Source organism: Bradyrhizobium sp. FW305-F6 (assembly GCF_058782905.1).
The window spans coordinates 1,726,080-1,748,983 of the sequence record NZ_JBYSYD010000002.1 but is presented as its reverse complement, the minus strand read 5'-3'; the positions used below and the strand labels follow the sequence as shown (position 1 = coordinate 1,748,983).

General features: G+C 64.4%; 21 protein-coding genes. 10 read left to right on the top strand and 11 right to left on the bottom strand.

Features of this window, described 5'->3' with window-relative positions:
• Positions 1–32 precede the first annotated feature (32 nt).
• Positions 33–1,295, bottom strand: a complete 1,263-nt coding sequence (locus AC3WLX_RS19645) for an NAD(P)/FAD-dependent oxidoreductase (RefSeq protein ID WP_492337185.1) — start codon at positions 1,293–1,295, stop codon at positions 33–35.
• 309 nt (positions 1,296–1,604) lie between these two features.
• Between AC3WLX_RS19645 and AC3WLX_RS19640 the strand changes: the two genes are divergently transcribed.
• The gene (locus tag AC3WLX_RS19640; protein ID WP_492337184.1) at positions 1,605–2,777 is read left to right on the top strand and encodes an ABC transporter substrate-binding protein; all 1,173 of its coding nucleotides are present in this window, start codon (positions 1,605–1,607) and stop codon (positions 2,775–2,777) included.
• Positions 2,778–3,122: 345 nt separating this feature from the next.
• Here the strand turns inward: AC3WLX_RS19640 and AC3WLX_RS19635 are convergent, their stop codons facing one another.
• The 3 genes from AC3WLX_RS19635 to kaiC are packed head-to-tail and all read right to left on the bottom strand — an operon-like array spanning position 3,123 to position 6,595.
• Positions 3,123–4,601: a sensor histidine kinase gene (locus AC3WLX_RS19635; protein WP_492337183.1), complete on the bottom strand. Its 1,479-nt coding sequence runs from the start codon at positions 4,599–4,601 to the stop codon at positions 3,123–3,125.
• A 5-nt stretch (positions 4,602–4,606) separates the two neighbouring features.
• The gene (locus AC3WLX_RS19630; RefSeq protein WP_291630331.1) at positions 4,607–4,894 is read right to left on the bottom strand and encodes a circadian clock KaiB family protein; all 288 of its coding nucleotides are present in this window, start codon (positions 4,892–4,894) and stop codon (positions 4,607–4,609) included.
• Between the two features lie 9 nt (positions 4,895–4,903).
• Positions 4,904–6,595, bottom strand: coding sequence for a circadian clock protein KaiC (gene kaiC / locus AC3WLX_RS19625; protein WP_291630333.1), 1,692 nt, complete (start codon positions 6,593–6,595; stop codon positions 4,904–4,906).
• Positions 6,596–6,908: 313 nt separating this feature from the next.
• On the opposite strand from kaiC, the gene AC3WLX_RS19620 reads away from it, so the two are divergent.
• Complete coding sequence (locus AC3WLX_RS19620; RefSeq protein WP_492337182.1) at positions 6,909–7,121, top strand: hypothetical protein; 213 nt, start codon at positions 6,909–6,911, stop codon at positions 7,119–7,121.
• Positions 7,122–7,275: 154 nt separating this feature from the next.
• Here AC3WLX_RS19620 and AC3WLX_RS19615 read toward each other — a convergent pair whose 3' ends face one another.
• Positions 7,276–7,452, bottom strand: coding sequence for a hypothetical protein (locus tag AC3WLX_RS19615; RefSeq protein ID WP_492337181.1), 177 nt, complete (start codon positions 7,450–7,452; stop codon positions 7,276–7,278).
• Positions 7,453–7,870: 418 nt separating this feature from the next.
• Between AC3WLX_RS19615 and AC3WLX_RS19610 the strand changes: the two genes are divergently transcribed.
• The 4 genes from AC3WLX_RS19610 to AC3WLX_RS19595 are packed head-to-tail and all read left to right on the top strand — an operon-like array spanning position 7,871 to position 11,212.
• The gene (locus AC3WLX_RS19610; RefSeq protein WP_492337180.1) at positions 7,871–8,788 is read left to right on the top strand and encodes a branched-chain amino acid ABC transporter permease; all 918 of its coding nucleotides are present in this window, start codon (positions 7,871–7,873) and stop codon (positions 8,786–8,788) included.
• Between the two features lie 13 nt (positions 8,789–8,801).
• Positions 8,802–9,746 (top strand): branched-chain amino acid ABC transporter permease, encoded by a 945-nt coding sequence (locus tag AC3WLX_RS19605; protein ID WP_492337179.1) that lies wholly within the window; start codon positions 8,802–8,804, stop codon positions 9,744–9,746.
• Positions 9,739–10,506 carry an ABC transporter ATP-binding protein gene (locus tag AC3WLX_RS19600; RefSeq protein ID WP_291628561.1) on the top strand — a complete coding sequence of 256 codons (768 nt, stop codon included), beginning with the start codon at positions 9,739–9,741 and terminating at the stop codon, positions 10,504–10,506. Before AC3WLX_RS19605 ends, AC3WLX_RS19600 begins: the two co-directional genes overlap by 8 nt.
• A complete protein-coding gene (locus AC3WLX_RS19595) occupies positions 10,499–11,212 on the top strand; it encodes an ABC transporter ATP-binding protein (protein WP_291628563.1) in 714 nt (237 codons plus the stop codon). Before AC3WLX_RS19600 ends, AC3WLX_RS19595 begins: the two co-directional genes overlap by 8 nt.
• Before the next feature lie 35 nt (positions 11,213–11,247).
• On the opposite strand, the gene AC3WLX_RS19590 is transcribed toward AC3WLX_RS19595, so the two are convergent.
• From AC3WLX_RS19590 to AC3WLX_RS19575, 4 genes are all read right to left on the bottom strand, one after another.
• Positions 11,248–11,676 carry a VOC family protein gene (locus tag AC3WLX_RS19590; protein WP_492337178.1) on the bottom strand — a complete coding sequence of 143 codons (429 nt, stop codon included), beginning with the start codon at positions 11,674–11,676 and terminating at the stop codon, positions 11,248–11,250.
• A gap of 76 nt (positions 11,677–11,752) precedes the next feature.
• The gene (locus AC3WLX_RS19585) at positions 11,753–12,586 is read right to left on the bottom strand and encodes a helix-turn-helix domain-containing protein (protein WP_492337177.1); all 834 of its coding nucleotides are present in this window, start codon (positions 12,584–12,586) and stop codon (positions 11,753–11,755) included.
• A 119-nt stretch (positions 12,587–12,705) separates the two neighbouring features.
• Positions 12,706–13,101 (bottom strand): group II truncated hemoglobin, encoded by a 396-nt coding sequence (locus AC3WLX_RS19580; protein ID WP_492337176.1) that lies wholly within the window; start codon positions 13,099–13,101, stop codon positions 12,706–12,708.
• Positions 13,102–13,225: 124 nt separating this feature from the next.
• Positions 13,226–14,134 (bottom strand): helix-turn-helix transcriptional regulator, encoded by a 909-nt coding sequence (locus AC3WLX_RS19575; protein ID WP_492337175.1) that lies wholly within the window; start codon positions 14,132–14,134, stop codon positions 13,226–13,228.
• Between the two features lie 136 nt (positions 14,135–14,270).
• Between AC3WLX_RS19575 and AC3WLX_RS19570 the strand changes: the two genes are divergently transcribed.
• The 4 genes from AC3WLX_RS19570 (at position 14,271) to boxB (ending at position 20,268) form a co-directional block, all read left to right on the top strand.
• A complete protein-coding gene (locus AC3WLX_RS19570; RefSeq protein WP_492337174.1) occupies positions 14,271–15,812 on the top strand; it encodes a benzoate-CoA ligase family protein in 1,542 nt (513 codons plus the stop codon).
• Between the two features lie 226 nt (positions 15,813–16,038).
• On the top strand, positions 16,039–16,851 hold the full coding sequence (locus AC3WLX_RS19565) for an alpha/beta fold hydrolase (protein ID WP_492337173.1): 813 nt from the start codon (positions 16,039–16,041) through the stop codon (positions 16,849–16,851).
• A gap of 125 nt (positions 16,852–16,976) precedes the next feature.
• Entirely contained in the window at positions 16,977–18,665 is a 1,689-nt protein-coding gene (boxC, locus tag AC3WLX_RS19560; protein ID WP_492337172.1) for a 2,3-epoxybenzoyl-CoA dihydrolase, read from the top strand.
• Positions 18,666–18,816: 151 nt separating this feature from the next.
• Entirely contained in the window at positions 18,817–20,268 is a 1,452-nt protein-coding gene (gene boxB / locus AC3WLX_RS19555; RefSeq protein ID WP_291621104.1) for a benzoyl-CoA 2,3-epoxidase subunit BoxB, read from the top strand.
• Positions 20,269–20,598: 330 nt separating this feature from the next.
• Here boxB and AC3WLX_RS19550 read toward each other — a convergent pair whose 3' ends face one another.
• A complete protein-coding gene (locus AC3WLX_RS19550; protein WP_492337171.1) occupies positions 20,599–21,357 on the bottom strand; it encodes an outer membrane protein in 759 nt (252 codons plus the stop codon).
• 269 nt (positions 21,358–21,626) lie between these two features.
• Positions 21,627–22,658 carry a helix-turn-helix transcriptional regulator gene (locus tag AC3WLX_RS19545; protein ID WP_291621108.1) on the bottom strand — a complete coding sequence of 344 codons (1,032 nt, stop codon included), beginning with the start codon at positions 22,656–22,658 and terminating at the stop codon, positions 21,627–21,629.
• Between the last annotated feature and the right edge of the window lie 246 nt (positions 22,659–22,904).

Here is a 22,904-nt window from a genome sequence, read left to right as displayed (position 1 = left end):
CTCCCCCTCCAGGGGAGGGTAAACGAAGAGCCCTACACCACCTTGCTCGATCCCTGCGTGATCAACCGCGCCGCGCGCTGGTCTCGGGCGTAGATCCAGAGCCAGCTCAGCGCGACGCTCAGCCTGTGGCGCAGGCCGATCAGGAAGTAGATGTGGGCGATGCCCCAGATCCACCACGCGATGGCGCCGCGCAGTTTCACCTTGCCGAAATCGATCACCGCCAGGCGCTTGCCGATCTGGGCCAGGCTTCCGGCGTGCTTGTAGCGGAACGGGCCGGTCGCAGCGCCGCGCAGTCGCGCCTTGATCGTCTCGGCGACATAGCGGCCCTGCTGCTTGGCGGCCGGCGCAATGCCGGGGACCGGCTTGCCATTCCAGGCGTTGATGCTGACCGTGTCGCCGATCGCAAAAATCTCGGGATGATCAGGTATGGTCAGGTCGGCCGCGACCTGCACGCGTCCGGCGCGATCGCTCGGTGCGCCCAGCCACTCCGCGGCGGGCGAAGCGCGCACGCCGGCGGCCCAGATTCGTGTCTTGGCCTCGAGCAGCTTGCCGCCGAACACCACGCCCTCGCGATTGATCTCGGTGACGGCCTGGCCGAGCACGACCTCGACGCCGATCTTTTCCAGCGAGGCCTGCGCATAGGCCGAGAGGTCGTCGGGAAAGCCGGCCAGCACGCGCGGCCCCGCCTCGATCAGCACCACGCGGGCCTTGTGGGTGTCGATGTTGCGGAAATCGTCGGGCAGGGTGTGATGCGCCATCTCGGCGATGGTCCCGGCGAGTTCGACGCCGGTCGGGCCGGCGCCGACGATGACGAAGGTCAGCCGCGCCGCGCGCCTGGCGGGATCGGTTTCGCGCTCGGCGCGTTCGAACGCCAGCAGGATGTGCCGGCGCAGCGTGGTCGCATCCTCCAGCGTCTTCAGGCCGGGTGCAAACTGCTCCCATTCGTCGTGGCCGAAATAGGCGTGCCGCGCCCCGGTGGCGAGCACCAGCGTGTCGTAGGGCACCTCGCTGCCGTCGTCGATCAGCACGCTGCGGCGTGCCGTGTCGACGCCGTTGACGCTGGCAAACAGCGTCGTCACCTCCGGCCGGTCGCGCATGAGGTGACGGATTGGCCAGGCGATTTCGTTGGTCGCCAGCGAGGCGGTCGCGACCTGATAGAGCAGCGGCTGGAACAGATGATGGTTGCGGCGGTCAATCAGCGTGATCTGGACCGGGGCGCCCGCAAGCCGGTAGGTCGCCTCCAGCCCGCCGAAGCCGGCGCCGACGATGACGACGCGATGGGGATTTGCGGCCATGATGAACCCTCGAATCTCGCTGCTGCTCTCCCTCATTTAAGTGCCGATTGGGTTGCGCGGTCCAATAGACGTCATCAATCGCCGCATAGGCCGCATGTATCAATCCGGCGTGAAAAGGCGCCGCAGCCCCCAATCGGCATTGGTCCAAGTGAGTAGAATTATATTTCTTGCCATCGCCAATCAGGGCGAAATATGGTGCAGGGGCAGGCGCTGAGCCATTGGCGGCTCGACAGATTTTGCGTTCAATAGAAACAGGCTTGGAGCGGCGATCACCCCGCTTCCGGGACCGATAATATGGAGGGAGTGGTTATGAGGACGGCATTTTGGCTGGCGGGCGCAGCGGCGCTCGTGCTGGCAAATCAGGCATTCGCCGGAGACACCATCAAGATCGGCTTCGTCTCGACGTTCAGCGGCCCGACCGCCGTGATCGGCAACGACATGCGCAATTCCTTCGAGCTCGCGCTCGACCATCTCGGCCGCAAGATGGGCGGCAAGCCGGTCGAGGTGATCTACGAGGACGACGGGCAGAAGCCCGACGTCGGCAAGCAGAAGACCGAGAAACTGGTGCAGTCGGACAAGGTCGACTTCATCGTCGGCTATATCTGGTCGAACGTGCTGCTCGCCTCGCTGAAGACGGCGGTGGATTCGCAGACCTTCCTGATCTCGGCCAATGCCGGCCCGTCGCAGCTCGCGGGCGAACTCTGCAGCCCTTACGTGTTCTCGACCTCCTGGCAGAACGACCAGACGCCCGCCGCCATGGGCCTCTACATGAACCAGAAGGGCGTCAAGAGCGTGTTTCTGATCGGTCCGAACTACGCCGCCGGCAAGGACATGCTCGCCGGCCTCAAGAGCACGTTCAAGGGGGAGGTCAAGGGCGAGGAATACACGGTCTGGCCGAGCCAGCTCGACTTCTCCGCCGAACTGTCCAAGGCCCGCGCCTCCGGCGCGGAGTCGATCTTCGTGTTCTACCCGGGTGCTGCCGGCGTGCAGTTCCTCAATCAATATGCGCAGGCCGGGTTGAAGAGCACGATGCCGCTCTATACCGCCTTCACGGTCGACGAGCTGTCGCTGCCGTTGCAGAAGGAGAACGCACTTGGCGTGCCCGGTGCACAGGAATGGGTCAACGACCTTCCCAACGAGCAGAACAAGCGCTTCGTCGCCGACTACCGCAAGAAGTATCCCGGCTTGAGGCCGACTTATTATGGCGCGCAATCCTATGATGCCGCCCAGCTCATCGACAGCGCGGTGGTCGCGGTGAAGGGCGATACCAGCAAGAAGGACGCGATGAGGGCCGAGATGGAAAAGGCCAATTTCAAGTCGCTACGCGGCGCGTTCAAGTTCGGCAAAAACCACATCCCGATCCAGAACTTCTACCTCCAGGACGTGGTCAAGGATTCCGAAGGCCAGCTCGCGCTGAAGACCGTCGCCACCATCGTCGAGAACGACCAGGATCACTTCCACGAGAAGTGCAAGATGAAGTGAACTGAACTCGCGCGGAACGAACGCTGCACCTTCTTCCCTCGCCGCAGGGCAATCGCATATGGCGTGAACGATGCTTCGGCATCGGCACTGGGCTCCCTCCCCCGCTTGCGGGGGAGGGTCGGGGAGAGGGTATCTCCGCGTTGGGGTCGTCGAGAATTTGCCGAGTGTGTCCCTGCTCGGTAAGAGCCCTCACCCGCCGCGCTCTGCGAGCGCGTCGGCCTCTCCCGCAAGCGGGAGAGGCGGAGCAAGCCCGCGGACAGTCCCGTGAAAGCATATGCGATTGCCCCGGCCCTCGCGGGAGAAGGTGTCCTGCCGCGTGAGCGGCGCCGTCGCCCGAGGCAATATTCAGGACAGGAAGTGGCCGTATTGCGGGATCACGATCTGGCAGACCACGCCGCTCGGGCGAAATTCCAGCTTCGTGCCGCCGTTCGGACCGCTACCCAGGCTGCGCGAGATCAGTGTCTGCCCGAAGCCTGATGTCGTCGGCGGCGTGACCAGCGGCCCGTCGCTCTCTGCCCATTCGATCTGCAAAGCGCCGTCCTCGAGCAGGCCGATCCGGCGAACCGACAGCTTGCCGGACCGGGTCGAAAGCGCGCCGTACTTCACCGCATTGGTCGTCAGTTCGTGGAACACGAGCCCGAGGGAGACCGCCGTCTTGGAGTCCACCGAGATATCGAGGCCTTCCATGGTGATGCGCCCGCTGGAGAGTGTTGCGTATGGCGCAAGCTCGACACGAAGCACGTCCTTGATCTGCAAGTTCTCCCATGACGCATTGGACAGCAGCGTGTGGGTGGCCGCGAGCGCCTGAATGCGGCCGGAGAAGGATTTCTGGAAGTCCTCGATCGTACGCTCGTGCGATGCGGTGCGCGCGGAGATCGCCAGCACCATCGCCAGCGTGTTCTTGACGCGATGGTCGAGCTCGCCCATCAGAAGGGCCTGCCGGCGCTCGGCGGCCTTGCGCTGCGACAGGTTGACCAGCGTGACCACGCAGCCCTGCGTCCGTTCGCCGGATACGACAAGCGGCGCTGCGCTGATCATGACGTCGGTGACGTCGGCCGCCGATGTCTTCACCGCCGCTTCCAGCCCTTGCACGGGCGTGCCGCCGGCGGCCATCGCGACGATATCGGCGCCCGACATCAGCTCGGACGCATCGGCGAAAGTCAGCTCGATCGCTTCCTCGAACGGTCTTCCAATCGGCGCCTCCGCGCAAATCCGCTCGGCGGCCGCATTGATGTGAGTGACCCTGCCGGAACGGTCGCAGACGATGACGGCCTCGTTGGCCGAGGCGAGTACCGACCGAGCCAACCGCTCGGATTCCTTGGCTGCGGCGATCTGCTCGCGCTCGCTGATGTCGGTGAAGGTAATCGCGACGCCGTCCACGATACCGAAGTCGATCGGGGATCCGGTGAGCAGGAAGATGCGCTCGCTGTCGCCCATGCGAACGTGGATTTCGGCGGATTGACGCTCCTTCAACGCCTGCGTCAGGAGGCGGCGGAACGTGGTCTGATTGACGGCATCGAGGATGTCCATCAGTGCCGGCCCCGACAATTCGCCCGCCGTCCGGTCCAGCAATTTGCACAACGCCTGGTTGGCATAGAGCAACTGGCCCTCGGCGTCGAAGGCCGCGGCGCCGATGTCCATCGCTTCCATGAAGGTGCGGTAGGACTGGCCGTCGCCTTCGAGGGTGAAGACCTGTTCGGTGGTGCCGCCCTTGATGACCACGGCATCGATCTCGCCCTCGCGTATGGCCCGGAGCGTCTCTTCGGCCTCATAGAGACGGGCTTCGAGTTCTTCCCGGGTCAACGCGGATGCGAGCGATACCACCGACATCATTCCTCAACCGACAGATGAACGAGAACCTTCTGGGTGTCGGAAAGGTCCCCGATGATCTTGCGGATGGGCACCGGAAGCTCCTTCACAAGGGTCGGGATCGCGACAATGCCGTGCTCCCGGGCCAGTTGCGGCTGCTTCTTGAGGTCGACGACCTCGACCTTGTACTTGCCGGCGAGGTGCTCGGAGCAGATCTTTTCGAGATTGCGGATCGCGGCGAGCGATTTCGGTGTCTCGCCGGCGACGTAGAGGACGAGCTTCACGGGGTCGTTGCCTGCTTGGGACATGGTTCAGTCCTATCTCGTCTTGCCGGGAGGAATGTCCATTCCCCGTCCCCGCGCGATTGCTGCGGCGTCGTCCCGGCTCTGTTGGAGGTGCTGTGTTTCGGCCGAAACGAGGCGGTTGAGTTCAGCCTCGTCGGCATCGATGTCGGCCTGGAGCGCCTCGATCTGAGCGAGGGCGCGTCGCCGTCGCTGCGTCACCTGGTCCTGCAGGCGCGTGACCTCGGCCCGCCTGTTCATCTCCGCGCGCCGGGCCCGCGCTTCCTCGTTTCGGCGGGCCGAACCGGTCAGAGCGCCGCCTTCGCCGAGATAGGGCTCCAGCAGGTGAATGCCGTCGCTCGACATCACGAACTCGCGGACCTGGTTGGAATGGGCGATGCCGCGCGCCTTCAGCAGATAGAGCTCGCGGTTGAACTCGCCGCTCGCCTCGCGGTTCAGCAGAAGGATCCAGCCGTCCATGAGCGACGACAGGCCGGCGTCGGTTTCCGCCTGCTGGACGCTCGCCAGATGGGTAAAAACGGCGGTGATGCCGTTGGATTTGAGGTAATCAACGATGCGCAGCAACATCGCCTGCACCTCGGCGATGTCGGCCGAGCCGGTGAAGGCGGAGATCGGGTCGAGCACGACCAGCTGCGGCTTGAACCTGTTGATCTCGCGCAGCATAATCGCAAGGTGCATTTCGAGCGAATAGAAGGTTGGGCGCGCGGCGATATAGCGCATCTGACCGTTCTTCAGCCATTTGCCGAGGTCGGTGCCGATCGACTTCATATTGCGGACGGTCTGCGCCTCGGCTTCTTCGAACGACAGATACAGGGCGCGCTCGCCGCGTTGGCAGGCGGCGTCCGCCATCATGCAGGCGAGCGAGCTCTTTCCCGCGCCGGCGACGCCGGTGAGCAGGATGCTGCTGCCGCGATGGAAGCCGCCGCCGGTCAGCATGGCGTCGAGGTCGGGCACGCCGGTCGAGATGCGATCGTCGAAGACCATGTGGCCGAGGCCGAGCGAGGACACCGGCAGCACGCTGAACCCGTCCTCGTCGATCAGGAACGGATATTCGTTGGTGCCGTGGGCGGTCCCGCGATATTTGACGATGCGCAGGCGCCGCGTCGAGATCTGGTTCTCCACCCGGTGATCGAGCAGGATCACGCAGTCGGAGACGTATTCCTCGAGGCCCTGACGTGTCAGGGTGCCGTCGCCGCGCTCGCCGGTGATGACCGCGGTCAGGCCCTTCTGCTTGAGCCAGTCGAACAGGCGACGGATCTCGGCACGCAGGATTGCAGGGTTGGAAAACGCGGAGAACAGGCTTTCGATCGTGTCGAGCACAATGCGCTTGGCGCCGATCTGGTCGACGGCGAATTCGAGCCGCAGGAAAAGGGCTTCGAGATCATAGTCGCCGATTTCAGCGACCTCCGATGGATCGATCTCGATGTGCTCGATGTGAATTCGCGACTGATCGATCAATCCTTGTAGATCGAAGCCAAGCGATTCAACGTTGGCGACGATGTCGACGGGCCGCTCCTCGAACGTCACGAAGACCCCAGGCTCGTCGTGGAGCCGCGCGCCGTTGAAGAGGAATGTCGAAGCGAACAATGTCTTGCCGCAACCGGCTGAGCCGCAGACCAATGTCGGCCGGCCGGTGGGGAGCCCACCAAGTGTCAGATCGTCAAAGCCTTCGATGCCGGTCGCAGATTTCGTGATGCCGTCTGTCATGCCCCAGTCCTGGTTCCCGGCATTTTCTAAGCAAAGAACGACGGGCCGCCTAGAGGGGTACTGATGCAATTTTTCCGCCTCGCCTCGGAACAAACTTCCTTGATATCGGTTGTATTGCCTCTCCCTGGCGCAGCTATTTGCAGCTGAGATTGGCTGTTCGTCCCGTCTGCCGTTCTCGGGCAGCGCTGTCGCACTGATCTCTCCCCCTGGTCGCGACCAATCATCCCCCCGTACGTGCACTTGTGAACATACGATTTTACCTTACCGGTCCATACGTTTGCTCCGGTGGAGTACTGAGGGGGGCAGCGACGGGATGAGCGAGTTCGAAGGCCGCATGCAAACCATGCTGGATGCGGCACTCGATGCAGCTTTCAGTCACGTCAGGCACGGTGGCGATCACGAGAGCAGGAAACTGATTGCCGAGCAGCTGATGGAAGCGGCCCGGTCCGGTACGACCGCGCTGGAGGGGCTGACGTCGGTCGGCCGCCGTGCGCTGATCGACCTCAAGAACAGATCGCCTGATTAGCGGAAGGCAACCCACCTTCCAATTCGCTCAGTCGTGGCGTGTCCAAGAACGAGTGATTGGCGTCGTCCGGTGCGATCCACCGACTGCATGCGTCACGATTGAAACGGCATGTGGAGTAGCTCGCCGACGGCAATGGCACGCCGCGTGGCTCCGCTTAGCTTGCCGGTCCCTCGGGCAATGCGCTTTCGGTCAGCTCAGCGCGCTCACCGTGCAGCACCTTGCGCGCAAACTCGATGATCTTCTGCTTGTTGGCCGTGTCGTGGACGGCGAAAAACACGCGGTTCAATTCAAGGCCGAGCACGCTGTTGAGTGCGATGTCCTCGTCTTGCATCGTGGCTTTCCCGCTTCGGACACGTTGAGGTGTAGCCCGAGGTCACTTCTTCCACAAGTAGATTGAACTTTCGGAGCAGAGGATGGCCGGGACAAGCCCGGCCATGACGATGTGGAGACGATCGTGCCACGCCTGCGCGGGTCATATCCGATTGCCCCGCGGCATGCGGCAAGAAGGGATCATTTGGCTGCGGCAGGTTGCCCCAGCCGGCGCGGCAGCATTTTTGCATTGCGAGGCGCGTCTCGGTCGCATGCACCCGCATGCAACAAAGTGCATGTTTGGTGTCGAATCGCTCTTGCCTCGGAACGATACTGCCATTACCCATTTTTCGGCCTTGAACAGGCAGGGGGAGCTCTTTCACTGATGGCGACAGTGTTCGAACATCGGCGCGCGTGCGTATGCGCCTGAAAGAGTCCTGATGCTGCTCGTCGTCGAACAGTTCTTGAACGGTCTGCAGTTCGGCCTGCTGCTGTTCCTGCTCGCCGCTGGCCTGACGCTGGTGTTCGGGATCATGGATCTCGTCAACCTCGCGCACGGCTCGCTCTACATGATGGGCGCCTATTTCGCCGCGACCTTCGCCGCGTGGACCGGCAGCTTCCTGCTCGGCGCGCTGCTGGCGCTGGGGGCGACGCTGGTGCTCGGCATCGTGCTGGAGGTGAGCGCGCTGCGGCATCTCTATGGCCGCGACCATCTCGACCACGTGCTCGCGACCTTCGGCCTGATCCTGTTCTTCAACGAGGCCGTGCGGCTGATCTGGGGCCCGGCCGGCCTCGCGCTGCCGCTGCCGGCCTGGCTCACGGTGCCGGTGCCGATCCTGCCCGGCATTCACTATCCCGCCTATCGTCTCGCCATCATCGTCGTGGCGCTGCTGGTCGCACTGTTGCTCTATCTCGGCGTGATGCGCACCCGCATCGGCATGCTGATCCGGGCCGGCGCCTCCAATCGCGAGATGATCGGCGCGCTCGGCATCAACATCAAGCTGCTCTATACGCTGGTGTTCGGGCTTGGCGCGGCGCTGGCAGGCCTTGCCGGCCTGATGCAGGCGCCGATCCTGACCGTGCAGATCGGCATGGGCGAGAACATCCTGATCCTCGCCTTCGTCATCATCGTGATCGGCGGCATCGGCTCGATCCGCGGCGCGTTCCTCGCCGCGATCTTCGTCGGCATGATCGACACGCTCGGCCGCGCCTTCCTGCCGAACCTGCTCCGGCAGGTGCTGAGCGGCGCCGCCGCCTCCACCGCCGCGCCCGCGCTGTCGTCCATGCTGATCTACCTGCTCATGGCGATCGTGCTGGTGGTGCGGCCGGAGGGGCTGTTTCCGGCCAATCGCCGATGAAGAGCTTGCGTCGATGAAGGGTTTGACTGTGAGCAAGGCCGTCACGGCCCTGATGCTGGCGGGCCTCGTGCTGCTGCCGCTCTATTCGCATCTGTCCGGCAACATTTTCATCCTGACGCTATTCACGCGCATCATCATCCTGGCGCTGGCGGCGGCGAGCCTCAACCTCATCATGGGTTTCGCCGGGCTGATGAGCTTCGGCCACGCCGCCTATCTCGGCATCGGCGGCTACGCGGTCGGCATGCTCGCGCAGGAAGGCATAGGTTCCGGCTTCATCCAGTTCCCGGTGGCGCTCGCGGCCTCCGCGATTTTCGCATTGGTGATCGGGGCGCTCTCGCTTCGCACCCGCGGCGTCTACTTCATCATGATCACGCTCGCCTTCGCCCAGATGGCCTATTATGTCGCCTCAGGCCTCGCCCGCTACGGCGGCGATGACGGCCTCACCATCTACACGCGAAGCGACTTCTCCGGCCTGATCGACCTGTCGAACCGCACGCAATTCTACTATCTCTGCCTCGCCTGCCTGTTCGGCGGCGTCTTCCTGATCTGGCGCCTCGTCAATTCGCGCTTCGGCCTCGTCGTGCAGGGCCTGCGCTCCAACGAGCAGCGCATGCAGGCGATCGGCTTCCCCGCCAAGCGCTACCAGCTGGTCTGCCTCGTCATCTCCGGTACCATGTGCGGCCTTGCCGGCGCGCTGCTCGCCAACAACACCGATTTCGTCAGCCCGGCCGTGATGTACTGGACGCGCTCCGGCGACCTCATGGTGATGGTGATCCTCGGCGGCATGGGCACGCTGTTCGGACCGGTCATGGGCTCCGTGGTGTTCCTGCTGCTGGAAGAGCTGCTGTCGCAGATCACCGAATATTGGGCACTGATCTTGGGCCCGCTGCTGCTGCTGATCGTGCTGTTCGGCCGCGGCGGCATCATGGGTGCGCTGGGGAGGGTTGGCCGTGGCTGAACCCTTGCTCCGCGTCGAAAAGCTGGTGCGCCGCTTCGGCGGCATCGTCGCGACCGACAACGTTTCGCTCGATGTCGCATCCGGCGAGCTGCACGCCATCATCGGCCCGAACGGCGCCGGCAAGACCACGCTGATCAGCCAGCTCACCGGGCATCTCGAGCCGCATTCCGGCAGCGTCTCGCTGGGGGGCCGCGACATCACCTATCTGCCGGCCTATCGCCGCTGCGCGTTGGGCCTGGCGCGTTCGTTCCAGATCACCTCGCTGCTGCTCGACTTCACCGCCGCCGACAACGTCGCGCTGGCGGCGCAGGCCCATGCCGGCACGTCTTTCCGCTTCTTCGCCAATGCGCGCAAGGAGAAGGGTCTGCGCGATGCCGCCCATGCCGCGCTCGATCGCGTCGGTCTTGCCCATCGCGCCGATGTGCTCGTGTCTCAGCTCAGCCATGGCGAGCGACGCCAGATCGAGCTTGCCGTCGCGCTCGCGAGCAAGCCGAAATTGCTGCTGCTGGACGAGCCGATGGCCGGTCTCGGCGTCACCGAATCCCAGGGCATGGTGAAGCTGCTCCAGGAGCTGCGCAAAGAGGTCTCGATCGTGCTGGTCGAGCACGACATGCCGGCGGTGTTCGCGCTCGCCGACCGCATCTCGGTGCTGGTCTATGGCCGCGTCATCGCCTCCGGCGACCCCGCCGCGATCCGGGCGAACGAGGACGTCAAGCGGGCTTATCTCGGCGACCAGCACGTGGTGACGCACCATGGCTGACACGCTGCTCGACGTCGACGGCATCGAGACCTGCTACGGCCTGTCCCAGGTGCTGTTCGGCCTGTCGCTGTCGATCAAGCCGGGCGAGATGGTCTCGCTGATGGGCCGCAATGGCATGGGCAAGACCACGACCATCCGCTCCATCATGGGCCTGACGCCGGCGCGCGCGGGCAGCATCCGCTTCGCGGGCGCCGAGGTGAGGCAGCTTCCGTCCTACCGAATTGCCAAGCTCGGCGTCGGCCTCGTTCCCGAGGGCCGGCAGATCTTCCCGAATCTCACCGTGCGCGAGAACCTGGTGGCCGCCGCCGCGGACCGCTTCGACAGTCCCAATCCCTGGACGCTGGGCTCGATCTACGTGATGTTTCCGCGCCTCGCCGAACGCGCGTCCAACATGGGCAACCAGCTTTCCGGCGGCGAGCAGCAGATGCTCGCGATCGGCCGCGCGCTGATGACCAACCCGAAGCTGCTGATCCTGGACGAGGCGACCGAGGGCCTCGCTCCGCTGATCCGCGAGGAGATATGGAATTGCCTGTCGCTGCTCAAGAGCCGCGGACAGTCGATCCTGGTCGTCGACAAGAATGTCGACCACCTCGCCCGCATCTGCGACCGCCATTACATCATCGAGCGCGGCAAGACGGTATGGAGCGGCACCTCCGACGAGCTGATGGCCGAGCCGGATCTACAGCATAAATATCTGGGGATTTGAGACCCGCTCGCGCATCCCGGTGAGCGCAGTCAGCCCTACAGCGGGTCTTCGCCGACCTTCGGCCAATAGGTGCCGAAGCTCCAGAGGCCCCCTTCGGGATCCCGGGCCGAAAAGTCACGGCTGCCGTAATCCGTGTTCTGCAGTTCCATTTCGATGCGGGCTCCGGATGCCTTCACCCTGGCATAGAGCGCGTCGGGATCATCGACGGCCAGATACACCGCGTCGGTTCGGCGTCCGTCGAGCCCGCCGACGCTCTTGCCGTAGCCATCCGGGCGATCCGATCCGAGCATCAGGATGGATGACCCGAACGACAATTCGGCATGCGCAATGATGTTCTCGCGCCTGTAGATCACGCGTTCGGTGAATCCGAGGACGTCCTTCAGCCAGGCGATCATCGCCTCGGCGTCCTTGCAGCGCATGGTGTGATAGAGGCGCGGCGCTTCGATCGGGACTGAGCTGGACATGGCATTCTCCGCTTCGGTTGCGCACGAAGTCTAAGTGGTGCGCTCGCCTGCGGCTTGAACAAATGGGACCTCAGAACTATCCGCCGGCTTCGCGGATCAGGCGCGGATCCAGCTGCTCCAGCCTCGCGGCCCACACGCTCGGGCTTTCGCCGCTGAACTCCTTGAAGTCGCGGGCCAGATGCGCCTGGTCGGCATAGCCTGCCTCGATCGCAATGCCGGCCCAGCCTCGCGCATCGCCGATGCGCGCCAGTTGGCAGGCGCGGTGAAAGCGCAGCATCCGCGCCAACGTCTTCGGTGAAACGCCGATCTCGTTGTGAAACCGGCGCGCGAGATGCTTGCGGCTCCAGCCGATGTCCGTCGCGATGTCCGATATGCGCGCCGCCCCGGCGCTGCGCCCGAGCCGGCCGAGCGCCGCAGCGATCGCGGGGGAGGGCTCGTGGACCGCCCGCGCGAGCACGAAGGCCTCGATGATCTCGAGGCGTCGCTGCCATCCATCCGCCTCCGCCACCATTTCGCCGAGGTCGCGGCCCTGGCGGCCCAGCAGATCGCCGATATCGACCATGCGTGCCGTCAGATCGGGCACCGCGCCGCCATAGAAGCGATAGGCGCCGAGCAGAGTGAAGTCGATCTGGACGCACATGGCGCGGCCGTCGGATTCGATGCGCACGGGTCCTGGAAACAGGCCGGCAGCGAAGCTCGGCTGCGTGTCGGCATCGCCGGGCTCCCGTCCGAGAGCGATGCGGAACGGGGTTCCGAGACTGACGAGCAACGGCACGGCGAGCGGCGCAGCGTGCCGGAAGCCGGTCAGGGCGAGCCCGCGCTCCCGGTAAAAGGAAATCGAGGAAACGACATGGGCCATGTGCGCCGGGACAGGCCGGCTGATCACCTCCGGCGCAACGCTCGCGTCCATGCAGGGCCTCCGTTGTCACACACAGCATAGTATCGTAGCCCGGGTGAGCGAAGCGATACCCGGGAAGCCAAGACCCCGGATGTCGCTCCGCTCATCCGGGCTACGTCCCGGTGAGCAGCTCACTGCCGATTGCGCATCCAGTCGGCCAAGCCGGATATGGACTTGTCGAGTTCGGCGCGCGCGGCACCGTCCGTGATCGTCTCCTCCATCGCGCCGCGCATGCAGAGCATCCAGGCGTCGCGTTCGGCATCGCCGATGGCAAAGCCGAAATGGCGCTGCCGCAGCCGCGGATGGCCCTTCTCGGGTGTATAGAGCCGCGGGCCGCCGGTCCATTCGGTGAGATAGCGCTTGAGCACGTACCTGATCAGGCCGAGGTCGTCCGCATGCATGGCGCGGATGACCTTCGCCTCCGGCAGCCTGTCCATGCGGTCGTAGAAGCGATCGACGAGGGTGTCGATCGTGGCGCGGCCGCCGATCCGCTCGAACATGGACGTGGTGGCGTCGGTGGAGGTCATCGTCTACCCAAAGCTTGCTGCTGAGCGCTGATATAGCGTTGCCGCAGGCCATGCAAAAGCCTCGCTGTCGTCCCGGACAAGCGCACCTAAGCGGAGTGTGTGGTTCTGGCGAGGTCCAGCCTGCCTACAGCGCCACGCTGCGCAGCCCGAAGCTGCGGGCTTCGTTCTGCAGCACGGGACGTACCGCATCAATCAGCCGCGCAGCGGCGGCATCGACGGAGAGGCCCGCGGTATCCACCACCGCGGTCGCGCGCGAATACAGCGGCTCGCGGCTGAGCAAGATGTTGCGCAGCTCCGCCATGGCGGAGCGGTCATCCGCCATCGGGCGCAGATCGCCCTGGCGGCGCACGCGCGCCATGTGCTCCTCGGGCTCGGCCTTCAGCCAGATCGTGTAGAACGAGGTCAGCACCTGGTCGAAGGTCAGGGGCTCGGACACGATGCCGCCGCCGGTGGCCAGCACCATCAGCTCGTTGCGCGCCAGCAGCTGTTGCAGCGCGGCCTGCTCCATGCGGCGAAAACCTTCCTGGCCGTACAGCGCGATGATCTCGGCGACCGAGAGCCCGTTCTGCTGCTCGACCTCCTTGTTGAGCTCGACGAAGCTCCAGCCGATCTTCTTCGCCAGGATCTTGCCGAGGGTGGATTTGCCGGCGCCGCGCAGGCCGATTAGCGCGATGCCGCAGAACGGTGCGCGCCGCGGCGCGGTTGCGCTGCCGCCGGAGAGCAGATCCTTGACCTGGGCAATCTGCGCGGGCGTTGCCTTGCGCAGCAGATCGCGAAACATCTGCCAGTCCGGCGTCGGATCGGGCGAGGGCAGCAGGTCTTCGAGATGCGCGCCCATCGCGTCGGAGACGCGGCGCAGCAGCACGATTGAGACGTTGCCCTTGCCGCTTTCGAGCTGCGCGATGTAGCGCTCCGAGATCCCCGAGACCTTGGCGAGCACCTTGCGCGACATGCCGCGCAGCGCGCGCATGGTGCGCACACGCTGGCCGAGCTGTTCGAGGAAGCGGGATTCGGCGTCGGGACTTTCGCTCATGAGCCTTCTTTACGGATGTCCTCTTGAAGGAAGTCCTGCGGCGCGCTTTAATGAAACATAATGCCTGCTGGCATTGACAGCAAGCCGCCGTGGTGTCTTTCTATGAATTATAATTCTAAATTCGGGGGAGATGTCCGTGAGCGAGGGATCCTACAATGCGGTGACCTGGCTGCTCGATCGTAACGTCGAGGAGGGCCGCGGCAACAAGCTCGCCTTCGACGACACCGTCTCGCGGCTCAGCTATGGCGAGCTCCAGCAACAGACCCGGCGCGCGGCCAACATGCTGCGCCGGCTCGGCGTCCGCCGCGAGGAGCGCGTCGCCATGATCATGCTGGATACCATCGATTTCCCGATCGTGTTTCTGGGCGCGATTCGCGCCGGCATCGTACCGGTGCCGCTGAACACGCTGCTGACGGCCGACCAGTACGCCTACATCCTCGCCGACTGCCGCGCGCGCGTGCTGTTCGTGTCCGAAGCGCTCTATCCCGTCATCAAGGACGTCGTCGGCCGCATGCCGGATCTCGAGCATGTCGTGGTCTCCGGCGCCAAGCAGAACGGCCACAAGCAGCTCGCTGAGGAAATTGCCGGCGAGAGCGACCGGTTCACCACCGCCACGACGCATCCGGACGAGCCGGCGTTCTGGCTCTATTCGTCGGGGTCGACGGGCATGCCGAAGGGCGTGCGCCACATCCATTCCAATCTGCAGGCGACCGCCGACACCTACGCCAGGCAGGTGCTCGGCATTCGCGAGAGCGACGTGTGTCTGTCCGCGGCCAAGCTGTTCTTCGCCTATGGCCTCGGCAATGCGCTGACTTTCCCGATGTCGGTCGGCGCCAGCGTGATCCTCAACAGCGAGCGGCCGACGCCGGCGCGCATGTTCGACCTGATGAACCGCTACAACCCCTCGATCTTCTACGGCGTGCCGACGCTGTTCGCGTCGATGCTCAACGACGAAACCATGAAGAGCGAGCGCGGCGGCAAGGCTTTGCGCATCTGCACCTCTGCCGGCGAGGCGCTGCCGGAATCCGTCGGCAACAGCTGGAAGGCGCGCTTCGGCGTCGACATTCTCGACGGCGTCGGCTCGACCGAGCTGTTGCACATCTTCCTGTCGAACGCGCCCGGCGACATCAAATACGGCTCCTCGGGCAAGCCGGTGCCGGGCTATGCGGTGCGGCTCGTCAACGAAGCGGGACAGGACGTCGCCGACGGCGAGGTCGGCGAACTCCTGGTCGATGCGCCCTCGGCCGGCGAGGGCTACTGGAATCAGCGCCACAAGAGCCGCCGCACCTTCGAGGGCCCGTGGACCCGCACCGGCGACAAATACGTCCGGGACAGCGACGGCCGCTACACCTTCTGCGGCCGCGCCGACGACATGTTCAAGGTCTCCGGCATCTGGGTCTCGCCGTTCGAGGTGGAGAGCGCGCTGATCACCCATCCAGCCGTGCTGGAAGCCGCCGTGATACCGGAAGCCGATCCGGAAGGCCTCTTGAAGCCGAAGGCCTTCGTGGTGCTGCGCCCGGGCGCAACGACGACGGAGTTGCAGGAGATGCTCAAGGAGCACGTCAAGCAGAAGATCGGCCCCTGGAAATATCCGCGCTGGATCGATGTGGTGGAGTCGCTGCCGAAGACCGCGACCGGAAAGATCCAGCGCTTCAAGCTGCGGGAAGGGACGCATTGATGGTGCAGGCGGCGGCTCGCTTTCTTACCCTCCCCTGGAGGGGGAGGGTCGATCGCGCGCAGCGCGAGCGGGGTGGGGGGGGTCATCTCTCCACTCGGGCACTGTTGGACGTGGAGAGACTGTCACCCCACCCCGCTTCACATCTCGCTGCGCTCGCTGTGAATCGACCCTCCCCCTCCAGGGGAGGGTGGGCAACTCGGCATTGGCTAGGAATGGGAATTCGACCATGACCAACCTCACCCCCACTGGCTTCCTCAGCATCGGTACCGCCAGCCTCGAATACAAATGGCTCGCGCCGCAATCTGCAGACGCCCCCACCATCGTCATGCTGCACGAAGGCCTCGGCTCCGTCGGCCTCTGGGGCGATTTCCCTGAGAAGCTGCAGCAGGCCACGGGCGCCGGCATCTTCGCCTATTCGCGCGCAGGCTATGGCCAGTCCAGCCCGGCCGCGCTGCCGCGACCGCTCGACTACATGCAGCGCGAGGCGCTGGACGTGCTGCCGAAGCTGCTCGACGCGATCGGCTTCAAGCGCGGCCTTCTGCTCGGCCATTCCGACGGTGCCTCGATCGCGACCATCTATGCCGGGGCGCATCAGGATCATCGCCTGAACGGCCTCGTGCTGATCGCGCCGCATTTCATCGTCGAGGACATCTCGGTCAAATCGATCGCTGCGATCAAGACGACGTTCGAAACCACGGACCTCAGGGCAAAGCTGGCGCGCTGGCACAAGGACGTCGACAACGCGTTCTACGGCTGGAACGGTGCCTGGCTCGATCCGAAATTCCGCGATTGGGATATCTCGGAATACCTCGCCTATATCCGCGTGCCCGTCATGATCGTGCAGGGCGTCGACGATCAATATGGGACGCTGCGCCAGGCCGAGATCGCGCAGGAGGAATGTTACTGCCCCGTCGATCTGAAAATCATTGCCGGGGCCGCGCATTCGCCGCATCGCGAGGCCGCCGCACCGACGCTCGAGGCCATCGTGCCGTTCGCCAAGGCCGCCTTGCGGGACGATCCAGGGCTTCAGGCGGCATGAGGCACGGGCGCGGCTGGATGAAGCAAAGTGCATATAGGTCCGACATTCGGGCTGGACTAACCCTACAAGATGCACTATTGTGCATCTAACGATCTAGAATGCATAAGCAAGCTTAAGGGTGACCCATGGCCGGGGAAGATCGGCGCCTCGCAGGCGGCGCGACATTCATCGATTTCCAGACCGAACCGTCCCGCTACAAGCATTGGAAGCTCGCGGTCGAGGGCGACGTTGCGACGCTGACCATGGATGTCGACGAGAACGGCGGCCTGTTCGAGGGCTATCTGCTCAAGCTCAATTCCTACGATCTCGGCGTCGACATCGAGCTCGCTGACGCGCTCCAGCGGCTGCGCTTCGAGCATCCCGAGGTCAAGGTCGTGGTGATGCGCTCGGCCAAGAACCGCGTGTTCTGCGCCGGCGCCAATATCCGCATGCTCGCGGGCTCGACCCATGCCCACAAGGTGAACTTCTGCAAGTTCACCAACGAGACCCGCAACGGCATGGAAGATTCTTCTGAGAATTCCGGCCAGCGCTTCATCACCGTCGTCAACGGCTCCGCCGCCGGTGGCGGCTATGAGCTGGCGCTCGCGACCGATCACATCATCCTCGCCGATGACGGCTCGTCCGCCGTTGCGCTGCCCGAGGTGCCGCTGCTCGCGGTACTGCCCGGCACCGGCGGCCTCACGCGCGTGGTCGACAAGCGCAAGGTGCGCCGCGACCACGCCGACTTCTTCTGCACCATCGAGGAAGGCGTGAAGGGCAAGCGCGCCGTGCAGTGGCGCCTCGTCGACGAGATCGCGCCGAACTCCAAGTTGGAAGCCAGGATCGCCGAGCGCGCCAAGGAGTTCGCGGCAGCCTCGAAACGCAAGGGCAGCGGCAAGGGCATCGCGCTGACGCCGCTCCAGCGCGTGATCGACGAGACCAGCATCCGCTATGGCTTCGTCACCGTCGACATCGATCGCGCGGCGCGGATCGCCACCATCTCGATCAAGGCGCCGGAGGCCGCGCCGCCGGCCGACATCGACGGCATGATGGCGCAAGGCGCCTCGTTCTGGCCGCTCCAGGTCGCGCGCGAGCTCGACGACGCCATCCTGCATTTGCGCATCAACGAGCTCGAGATCGCCATGCTGGTGTTCAAGAGCCATGGCGAGCGCGCCCATGTGCTCAGCTGCGACGCCTTCCTCGAAGCCAACAAGGCGCATTGGCTGGTCAACGAGATCAGGCATTACTGGAAGCGGGTGCTCAAGCGCATCGACGTTACTTCGCGCACGCTGGTGACGCTGGTCGAGCCCGGCTCCTGCTTTGCCGGCACGCTCGCCGAACTCGTGTTTGCCGCCGACCGCTCCTATATGCTGATCGGCACGCGTCAGGGCGACAACCGCCCGCCGCCGTCGATCGAACTATCCGCCATGAATTTCGGTCCGTATCCGATGAGCCACGGCCTGACGCGGCTGCAATCGCGCTTCCAGGCCGATCCGTCCGATGTGGAGCGCGCGGAAGCCACGCTCGGCACCGCGCTCGACGCGGAGCAGGCGGAGGAGCTCGGCCTCGTCACCTTCGCACTCGACGACATCGACTGGGACGACGAGGTTCGCGTGTTCCTGGAGGAGCGCGCCAGCTTTTCGCCGGACAGCCTCACCGGCATGGAAGCGAGCCTGCGCTTCGTCGGTCCCGAGACCATGGAATCGAAGATCTTCTCCCGCCTCACCGCTTGGCAGAACTGGATCTTCCAGCGCCCCAATGCCGTCGGCGAGGAAGGCGCGCTGCGCCGCTACGGCAGCGGCCAGAAGCCGAAATTCGATATGACGCGGGTGTGATGACATTCACTGCGTCATGGCCGGGCAAAAGCGCGAAGCGCGTCTTCGCACAAATGTCCCGGCCATCCACGTGCTTGGCTCGAGGAAGCAAGAACGTGGATGCCCGGCACAAGGCCGGGCATGACGGAAAGAGATCGCAAGGAGCACGGCCATGAACATGAACATCATGAACGTCGACTACTCGACCAAGATTCCGAACAACGTGAATCTCGCCGAAGATCGCCAGGTGCTGAAAGCGCTGGAGGGCTGGCATCCCGGCTATATGGACTGGTGGAGCGACATGGGCCCGGAAGGCTTCCAGGAATCGCTGGTCTATTTGCGCACCGCCTACTCGGTCGATCCGCGCGGCTGGGCCAAGTTCGATTATGTTCGCATGCCCGAATATCGCTGGGGCATCCTGCTTGCGCCGCAGGAAGAGAACCGGGTCGTTCCGTTCGGCGAGCACTATGGCGAGCCCGCCTGGCAGGAAGTCCCGGGCGAGCATCGCGCCATGCTGCGCCGCCTGATCGTGATCCAGGGCGACACCGAGCCGGCCTCGGTCGAGCAGCAGCGCCATCTCGGCAAGACCGCGCCCTCGCTCTACGACATGCGCAACCTGTTCCAGGTCAACGTCGAGGAAGGCCGCCACCTCTGGGCCATGGTCTATCTGCTCCAGAAATATTTCGGCCGCGACGGCCGCGAGGAAGCCGACGATTTGCTGCGCCGCCGGTCCGGCGATGCCGACGCGCCGCGCATGCTGGGCGCCTTCAACGAGGCGACGCCGGACTGGCTGTCCTTCTTCATGTTCACTTATTTCACCGACCGCGACGGCAAGATGCAGCTGCATTCGCTGGCGCAGTCGGGCTTCGACCCCTTGTCACGCACCTGCCGCTTCATGCTGACGGAGGAAGCGCATCACATGTTCGTCGGCGAGACCGGGATCACCCGTGTCGTGCAGCGCACCTGCGATGCGATGCGCGCGGCCGGCATCACCGATCCCACGGACATCGCCAAGGTGCGCGCGCTCGGGGTGATCGACCTGCCGACCATCCAGAAGAAGCTGAACCTGCACTACACGCTGTCGCTCGACCTGTTCGGCTCGGAAGTCTCGACCAACGCGGCCAACGCCTTCAACGCCGGCATCAAGGGCCGCTATCACGAGACCCAGATCGAGGACGACCACCAGCTCAAGAGCTCCACCTATCCGGTTCTCAAGCTGATCAACGGCGAGATCAAGCTGGTCGACGAGCCGGCGCTGACCGCGCTCAACATGCGCCTGCGCGACGATTACAGCCAGGATTGCGTCAAGGGCATGCTGCGCTGGAACAAGGTGATCTCGACTGCGGGCTATGATTTCCAGCTCAAGCTTCCCAACGTCGCGTTCCACCGCCACATCGGCGAGTTCAAGGACGTGCATGCAACGCCGGACGGCATCCTGATCGATGATGCCACCTGGGCCAAGCGCAAGGACGAATGGCTGCCCTCGGCAAGCGACGGCGACTTCATCACCTCGCTGATGCAGCCCGTCACCGAGATCGGCCAGTTCGCCTCCTGGATCTCGCCGCCCAAGGTCGGCATCGACAACAAGCCCGGCGATTTCGAATACGTGAAGATCGAGTCGTAACGGCTGTTAATCGGAATCGCGTCAGGTCGAATCGATTGCCGCGGGCTCGGTGCAACCTCTCCCGCTTGCGGGAGAGGTCGGCGCGTCCGGGCGATGCGAAGCATCGTCCCGCGCGCCGGGTGAGGGCTTCTCCTCTAGGGGAGAATCCCAATGCGGAAAAATCCTCGCCCCAACCCTCTCCCGCAAGCGGGCGAGGGCGTGCACCGCCGGTGACGCCCAATCAAACCTGATCCCATCGCGCATACGCCGTCACTGATCGACGGATCATCAAACGATCGCAATAACCCCGTACGTCACCGGGGCTTTGTTGTCAGAGAGGGCGTCTTCCGGTCAGTAGCGGGCGACGACCGGGCCGCCGAAGCGGTAGTTGATGCGGGCGGTGACCACGTCGATATCCTGACGGATGGTGTCGCCACGCGATGGCCCCGCAAAGGGCGGCACGAAGTTGAAACCGATGTCGCGCTTGCCCATGAACAGGTGATCGTATTCGACCGCGAGCGACCAGTTCGGGGCGAAGCCATATTCGATGCCGGCGCCGACGGCGGCGCCCCAGCGGGTCTCGCTCGCACGATCGAACACGGCGTTCGTCGGGATGTCGATACCCTCGTACTTGTCGTGGGCGACAGCGGCGCCGCCCTTCACGTATCCAAGGACGTTATTCCAGGCGTAGCCGACCTGACCGGTGAACAGGCCGAACGCGTCAACCTTGCTGCGGTTGATCTGGCCAAAGGGGGCGGGAAACACGAGGCTGGCATTGGACCCGTTGAAGTCAGCCCAGTTGCCTTGCGCCTCGAGGCCGAAGACCCAGTTGCTGGCTTGCCAACGGTAGCCGATCTGTCCGCCGACCGTGCCGCCGGTCGCATCGTGGCATCCTTCGGTCGCCACCGGGCGGGGCGCGCCGAACAGGGAGAACATGTCCCAGCACTTGCGAGCCCAGCCGCCGCCGCCGTTGGCGCCGACGTAGAAACCGGTCCAGTCGTAGACGGCAGGGACCGGCGCCTTGGTGTAGGGCCGGGCGGCCAGGTCCGCCGCAACAGCCGATCCGGTGAGTGCCGCCGAAATGGCGAGCGTCGCGATAAGCTTCATCATATTGCAAGCCCAGTCTGCCCCCTTGCAGAGTGCTTCGCAGGATATCCGGTTTCTAGCAAATGGCTGTCACCGTGACGCCACATCGGTTCCAAAACAGGGTGTGCCGGGGCCGATCAGCAGCTTTCGGTCGTTGCTCTCATCTGCAATCGGCTCTCGGCGACGGTGGGATCGGTCCATCGCGCCATGGAAATGGCTTCAGGCCTGCCCGACATGCGCCTGGGCGATTGGACAGCGAGGATTGCATCCGGCTTTTCAGGCGCGTGGTAGCGCTACTCGCTCCGCCTCCAGGATGATCCCTTGCCGGGCCGATAGCCGTAACGCCGCTGAAAAGCGGACGAAAAATTGGATGAGTGAGCGAAGCCGGCGATATAGGCGGCCTGATCGACGGTGAAGCCATCGCGCTCCAAGGCGGTGCGCGCGCGGTCCATGCGCCGCTGCGCGACGTAAGCGAACACGGTCGTGCCGAAGGTCATCCGGAAGTGGCGGCACAACGAGCGAACACTCATTCCATGCGCGGCCGCCAACGCGACGAGGCTGATCTCAACATCGGGCGCCAGGCTGTCCAGCATGTCCTTCACGCGCCTGATCCTTGCGACCTCGATCCGGGCCGCGGGCCGGTACTGCCGCGACTCGTCGGCGCCGGTGAAGGCCTCGGCAAGGAATCCCAGCGCTGCCGCTTCCCGGCGCAACGTGGCCAATGGTCCCCTGGATTCGAACGCCGCGAACAATCGTGCGGCAGCAGACAGCAGGCCGGTCGAAGCCGCACTCGCTTCGGATATGCCGCGTCGGGTCACCGTCCTGGCGATGATGCCGGAATCCTCGAACCGCTCGAACATGCCGGACGCGATCCACTCTGGACGCAAGGTGATGCCGCATCGCCGTTGATGTTTCCTCTCGCCGCGATGCAAGCGGATGGCCAGAGGTTCGTCCAGCGACATGGTCCCGAAGGTGCCGCTCGGGAGGTGGAGCTCCTGTTTCGGCACGTCCGCGCTGTCGACGTCACCAAGGTTCAAGCCAAAGAAAAAGCCCGCCTCGGCGGTCGTATTGACGCTGTACGCCGCGTGGCTGTCATAACTTGCGGCGAAGACCTCGAAGCCCGGCTGTATCACGGCCTCATCGATCCATCCGTGTGCGAGCGGCCGTTCGAGGTTCGTGGCCTTTGCCGTTGCGACCGTGACCGATGAACCCGGCGTCGAGAGCGATGTGATGTCGCTCGCGTAGATCGGCTGGGGAGAGATCGGCATCGCGATGTCCAGGTCGAAGGCCCGCTTCGGTTCTTTGAAAGCAGCGCTCTGCGTCATCGATCTAGACTCGTTCTAAATCGTCGATGCGCTCTGGCAATCTAGCACATGAGGCTGGCGCGCTTGAATATGATTTTGAAGTTATTCTAACGCCACGTCCCGATGCACTCGTGATGAGGTCTCGCTAAACCGAACAGCGGGGAAGCCAAGTTGTTTGGCGATCAGTTCGGGGTGTGTTTGTGCGAAGGAATGATGTTTCCAAGACCGCCGTTGTCGGCGCAGTCAGCTGTCTTGCATTGTCGTTGG

What these genes read in the sequence shown, in the direction of transcription:
- AC3WLX_RS19645 (WP_492337185.1), bottom strand. Translation starts at nt 1,295, where the DNA reads ATGGCCGCAAATCCCCATCGCGTCGTCATCGTCGGCGCCGGCTTCGGC.
- AC3WLX_RS19640 (WP_492337184.1), top strand. Translation starts at nt 1,605, where the DNA reads ATGAGGACGGCATTTTGGCTGGCGGGCGCAGCGGCGCTCGTGCTGGCA.
- AC3WLX_RS19630 (WP_291630331.1), bottom strand. Translation starts at nt 4,894, where the DNA reads ATGTCCCAAGCAGGCAACGACCCCGTGAAGCTCGTCCTCTACGTCGCC.
- kaiC (WP_291630333.1), bottom strand. Translation starts at nt 6,595, where the DNA reads ATGACAGACGGCATCACGAAATCTGCGACCGGCATCGAAGGCTTTGAC.
- AC3WLX_RS19620 (WP_492337182.1), top strand. Translation starts at nt 6,909, where the DNA reads ATGAGCGAGTTCGAAGGCCGCATGCAAACCATGCTGGATGCGGCACTC.
- AC3WLX_RS19615 (WP_492337181.1), bottom strand. Translation starts at nt 7,452, where the DNA reads ATGCAAGACGAGGACATCGCACTCAACAGCGTGCTCGGCCTTGAATTG.
- AC3WLX_RS19610 (WP_492337180.1), top strand. Translation starts at nt 7,871, where the DNA reads ATGCTGCTCGTCGTCGAACAGTTCTTGAACGGTCTGCAGTTCGGCCTG.
- AC3WLX_RS19605 (WP_492337179.1), top strand. Translation starts at nt 8,802, where the DNA reads ATGAAGGGTTTGACTGTGAGCAAGGCCGTCACGGCCCTGATGCTGGCG.
- AC3WLX_RS19595 (WP_291628563.1), top strand. Translation starts at nt 10,499, where the DNA reads ATGGCTGACACGCTGCTCGACGTCGACGGCATCGAGACCTGCTACGGC.
- AC3WLX_RS19590 (WP_492337178.1), bottom strand. Translation starts at nt 11,676, where the DNA reads ATGTCCAGCTCAGTCCCGATCGAAGCGCCGCGCCTCTATCACACCATG.
- AC3WLX_RS19585 (WP_492337177.1), bottom strand. Translation starts at nt 12,586, where the DNA reads ATGGACGCGAGCGTTGCGCCGGAGGTGATCAGCCGGCCTGTCCCGGCG.
- AC3WLX_RS19580 (WP_492337176.1), bottom strand. Translation starts at nt 13,101, where the DNA reads ATGACCTCCACCGACGCCACCACGTCCATGTTCGAGCGGATCGGCGGC.
- AC3WLX_RS19575 (WP_492337175.1), bottom strand. Translation starts at nt 14,134, where the DNA reads ATGAGCGAAAGTCCCGACGCCGAATCCCGCTTCCTCGAACAGCTCGGC.
- AC3WLX_RS19565 (WP_492337173.1), top strand. Translation starts at nt 16,039, where the DNA reads ATGACCAACCTCACCCCCACTGGCTTCCTCAGCATCGGTACCGCCAGC.
- boxC (WP_492337172.1), top strand. Translation starts at nt 16,977, where the DNA reads ATGGCCGGGGAAGATCGGCGCCTCGCAGGCGGCGCGACATTCATCGAT.
- boxB (WP_291621104.1), top strand. Translation starts at nt 18,817, where the DNA reads ATGAACATGAACATCATGAACGTCGACTACTCGACCAAGATTCCGAAC.
- AC3WLX_RS19550 (WP_492337171.1), bottom strand. Translation starts at nt 21,357, where the DNA reads ATGATGAAGCTTATCGCGACGCTCGCCATTTCGGCGGCACTCACCGGA.
- AC3WLX_RS19545 (WP_291621108.1), bottom strand. Translation starts at nt 22,658, where the DNA reads ATGACGCAGAGCGCTGCTTTCAAAGAACCGAAGCGGGCCTTCGACCTG.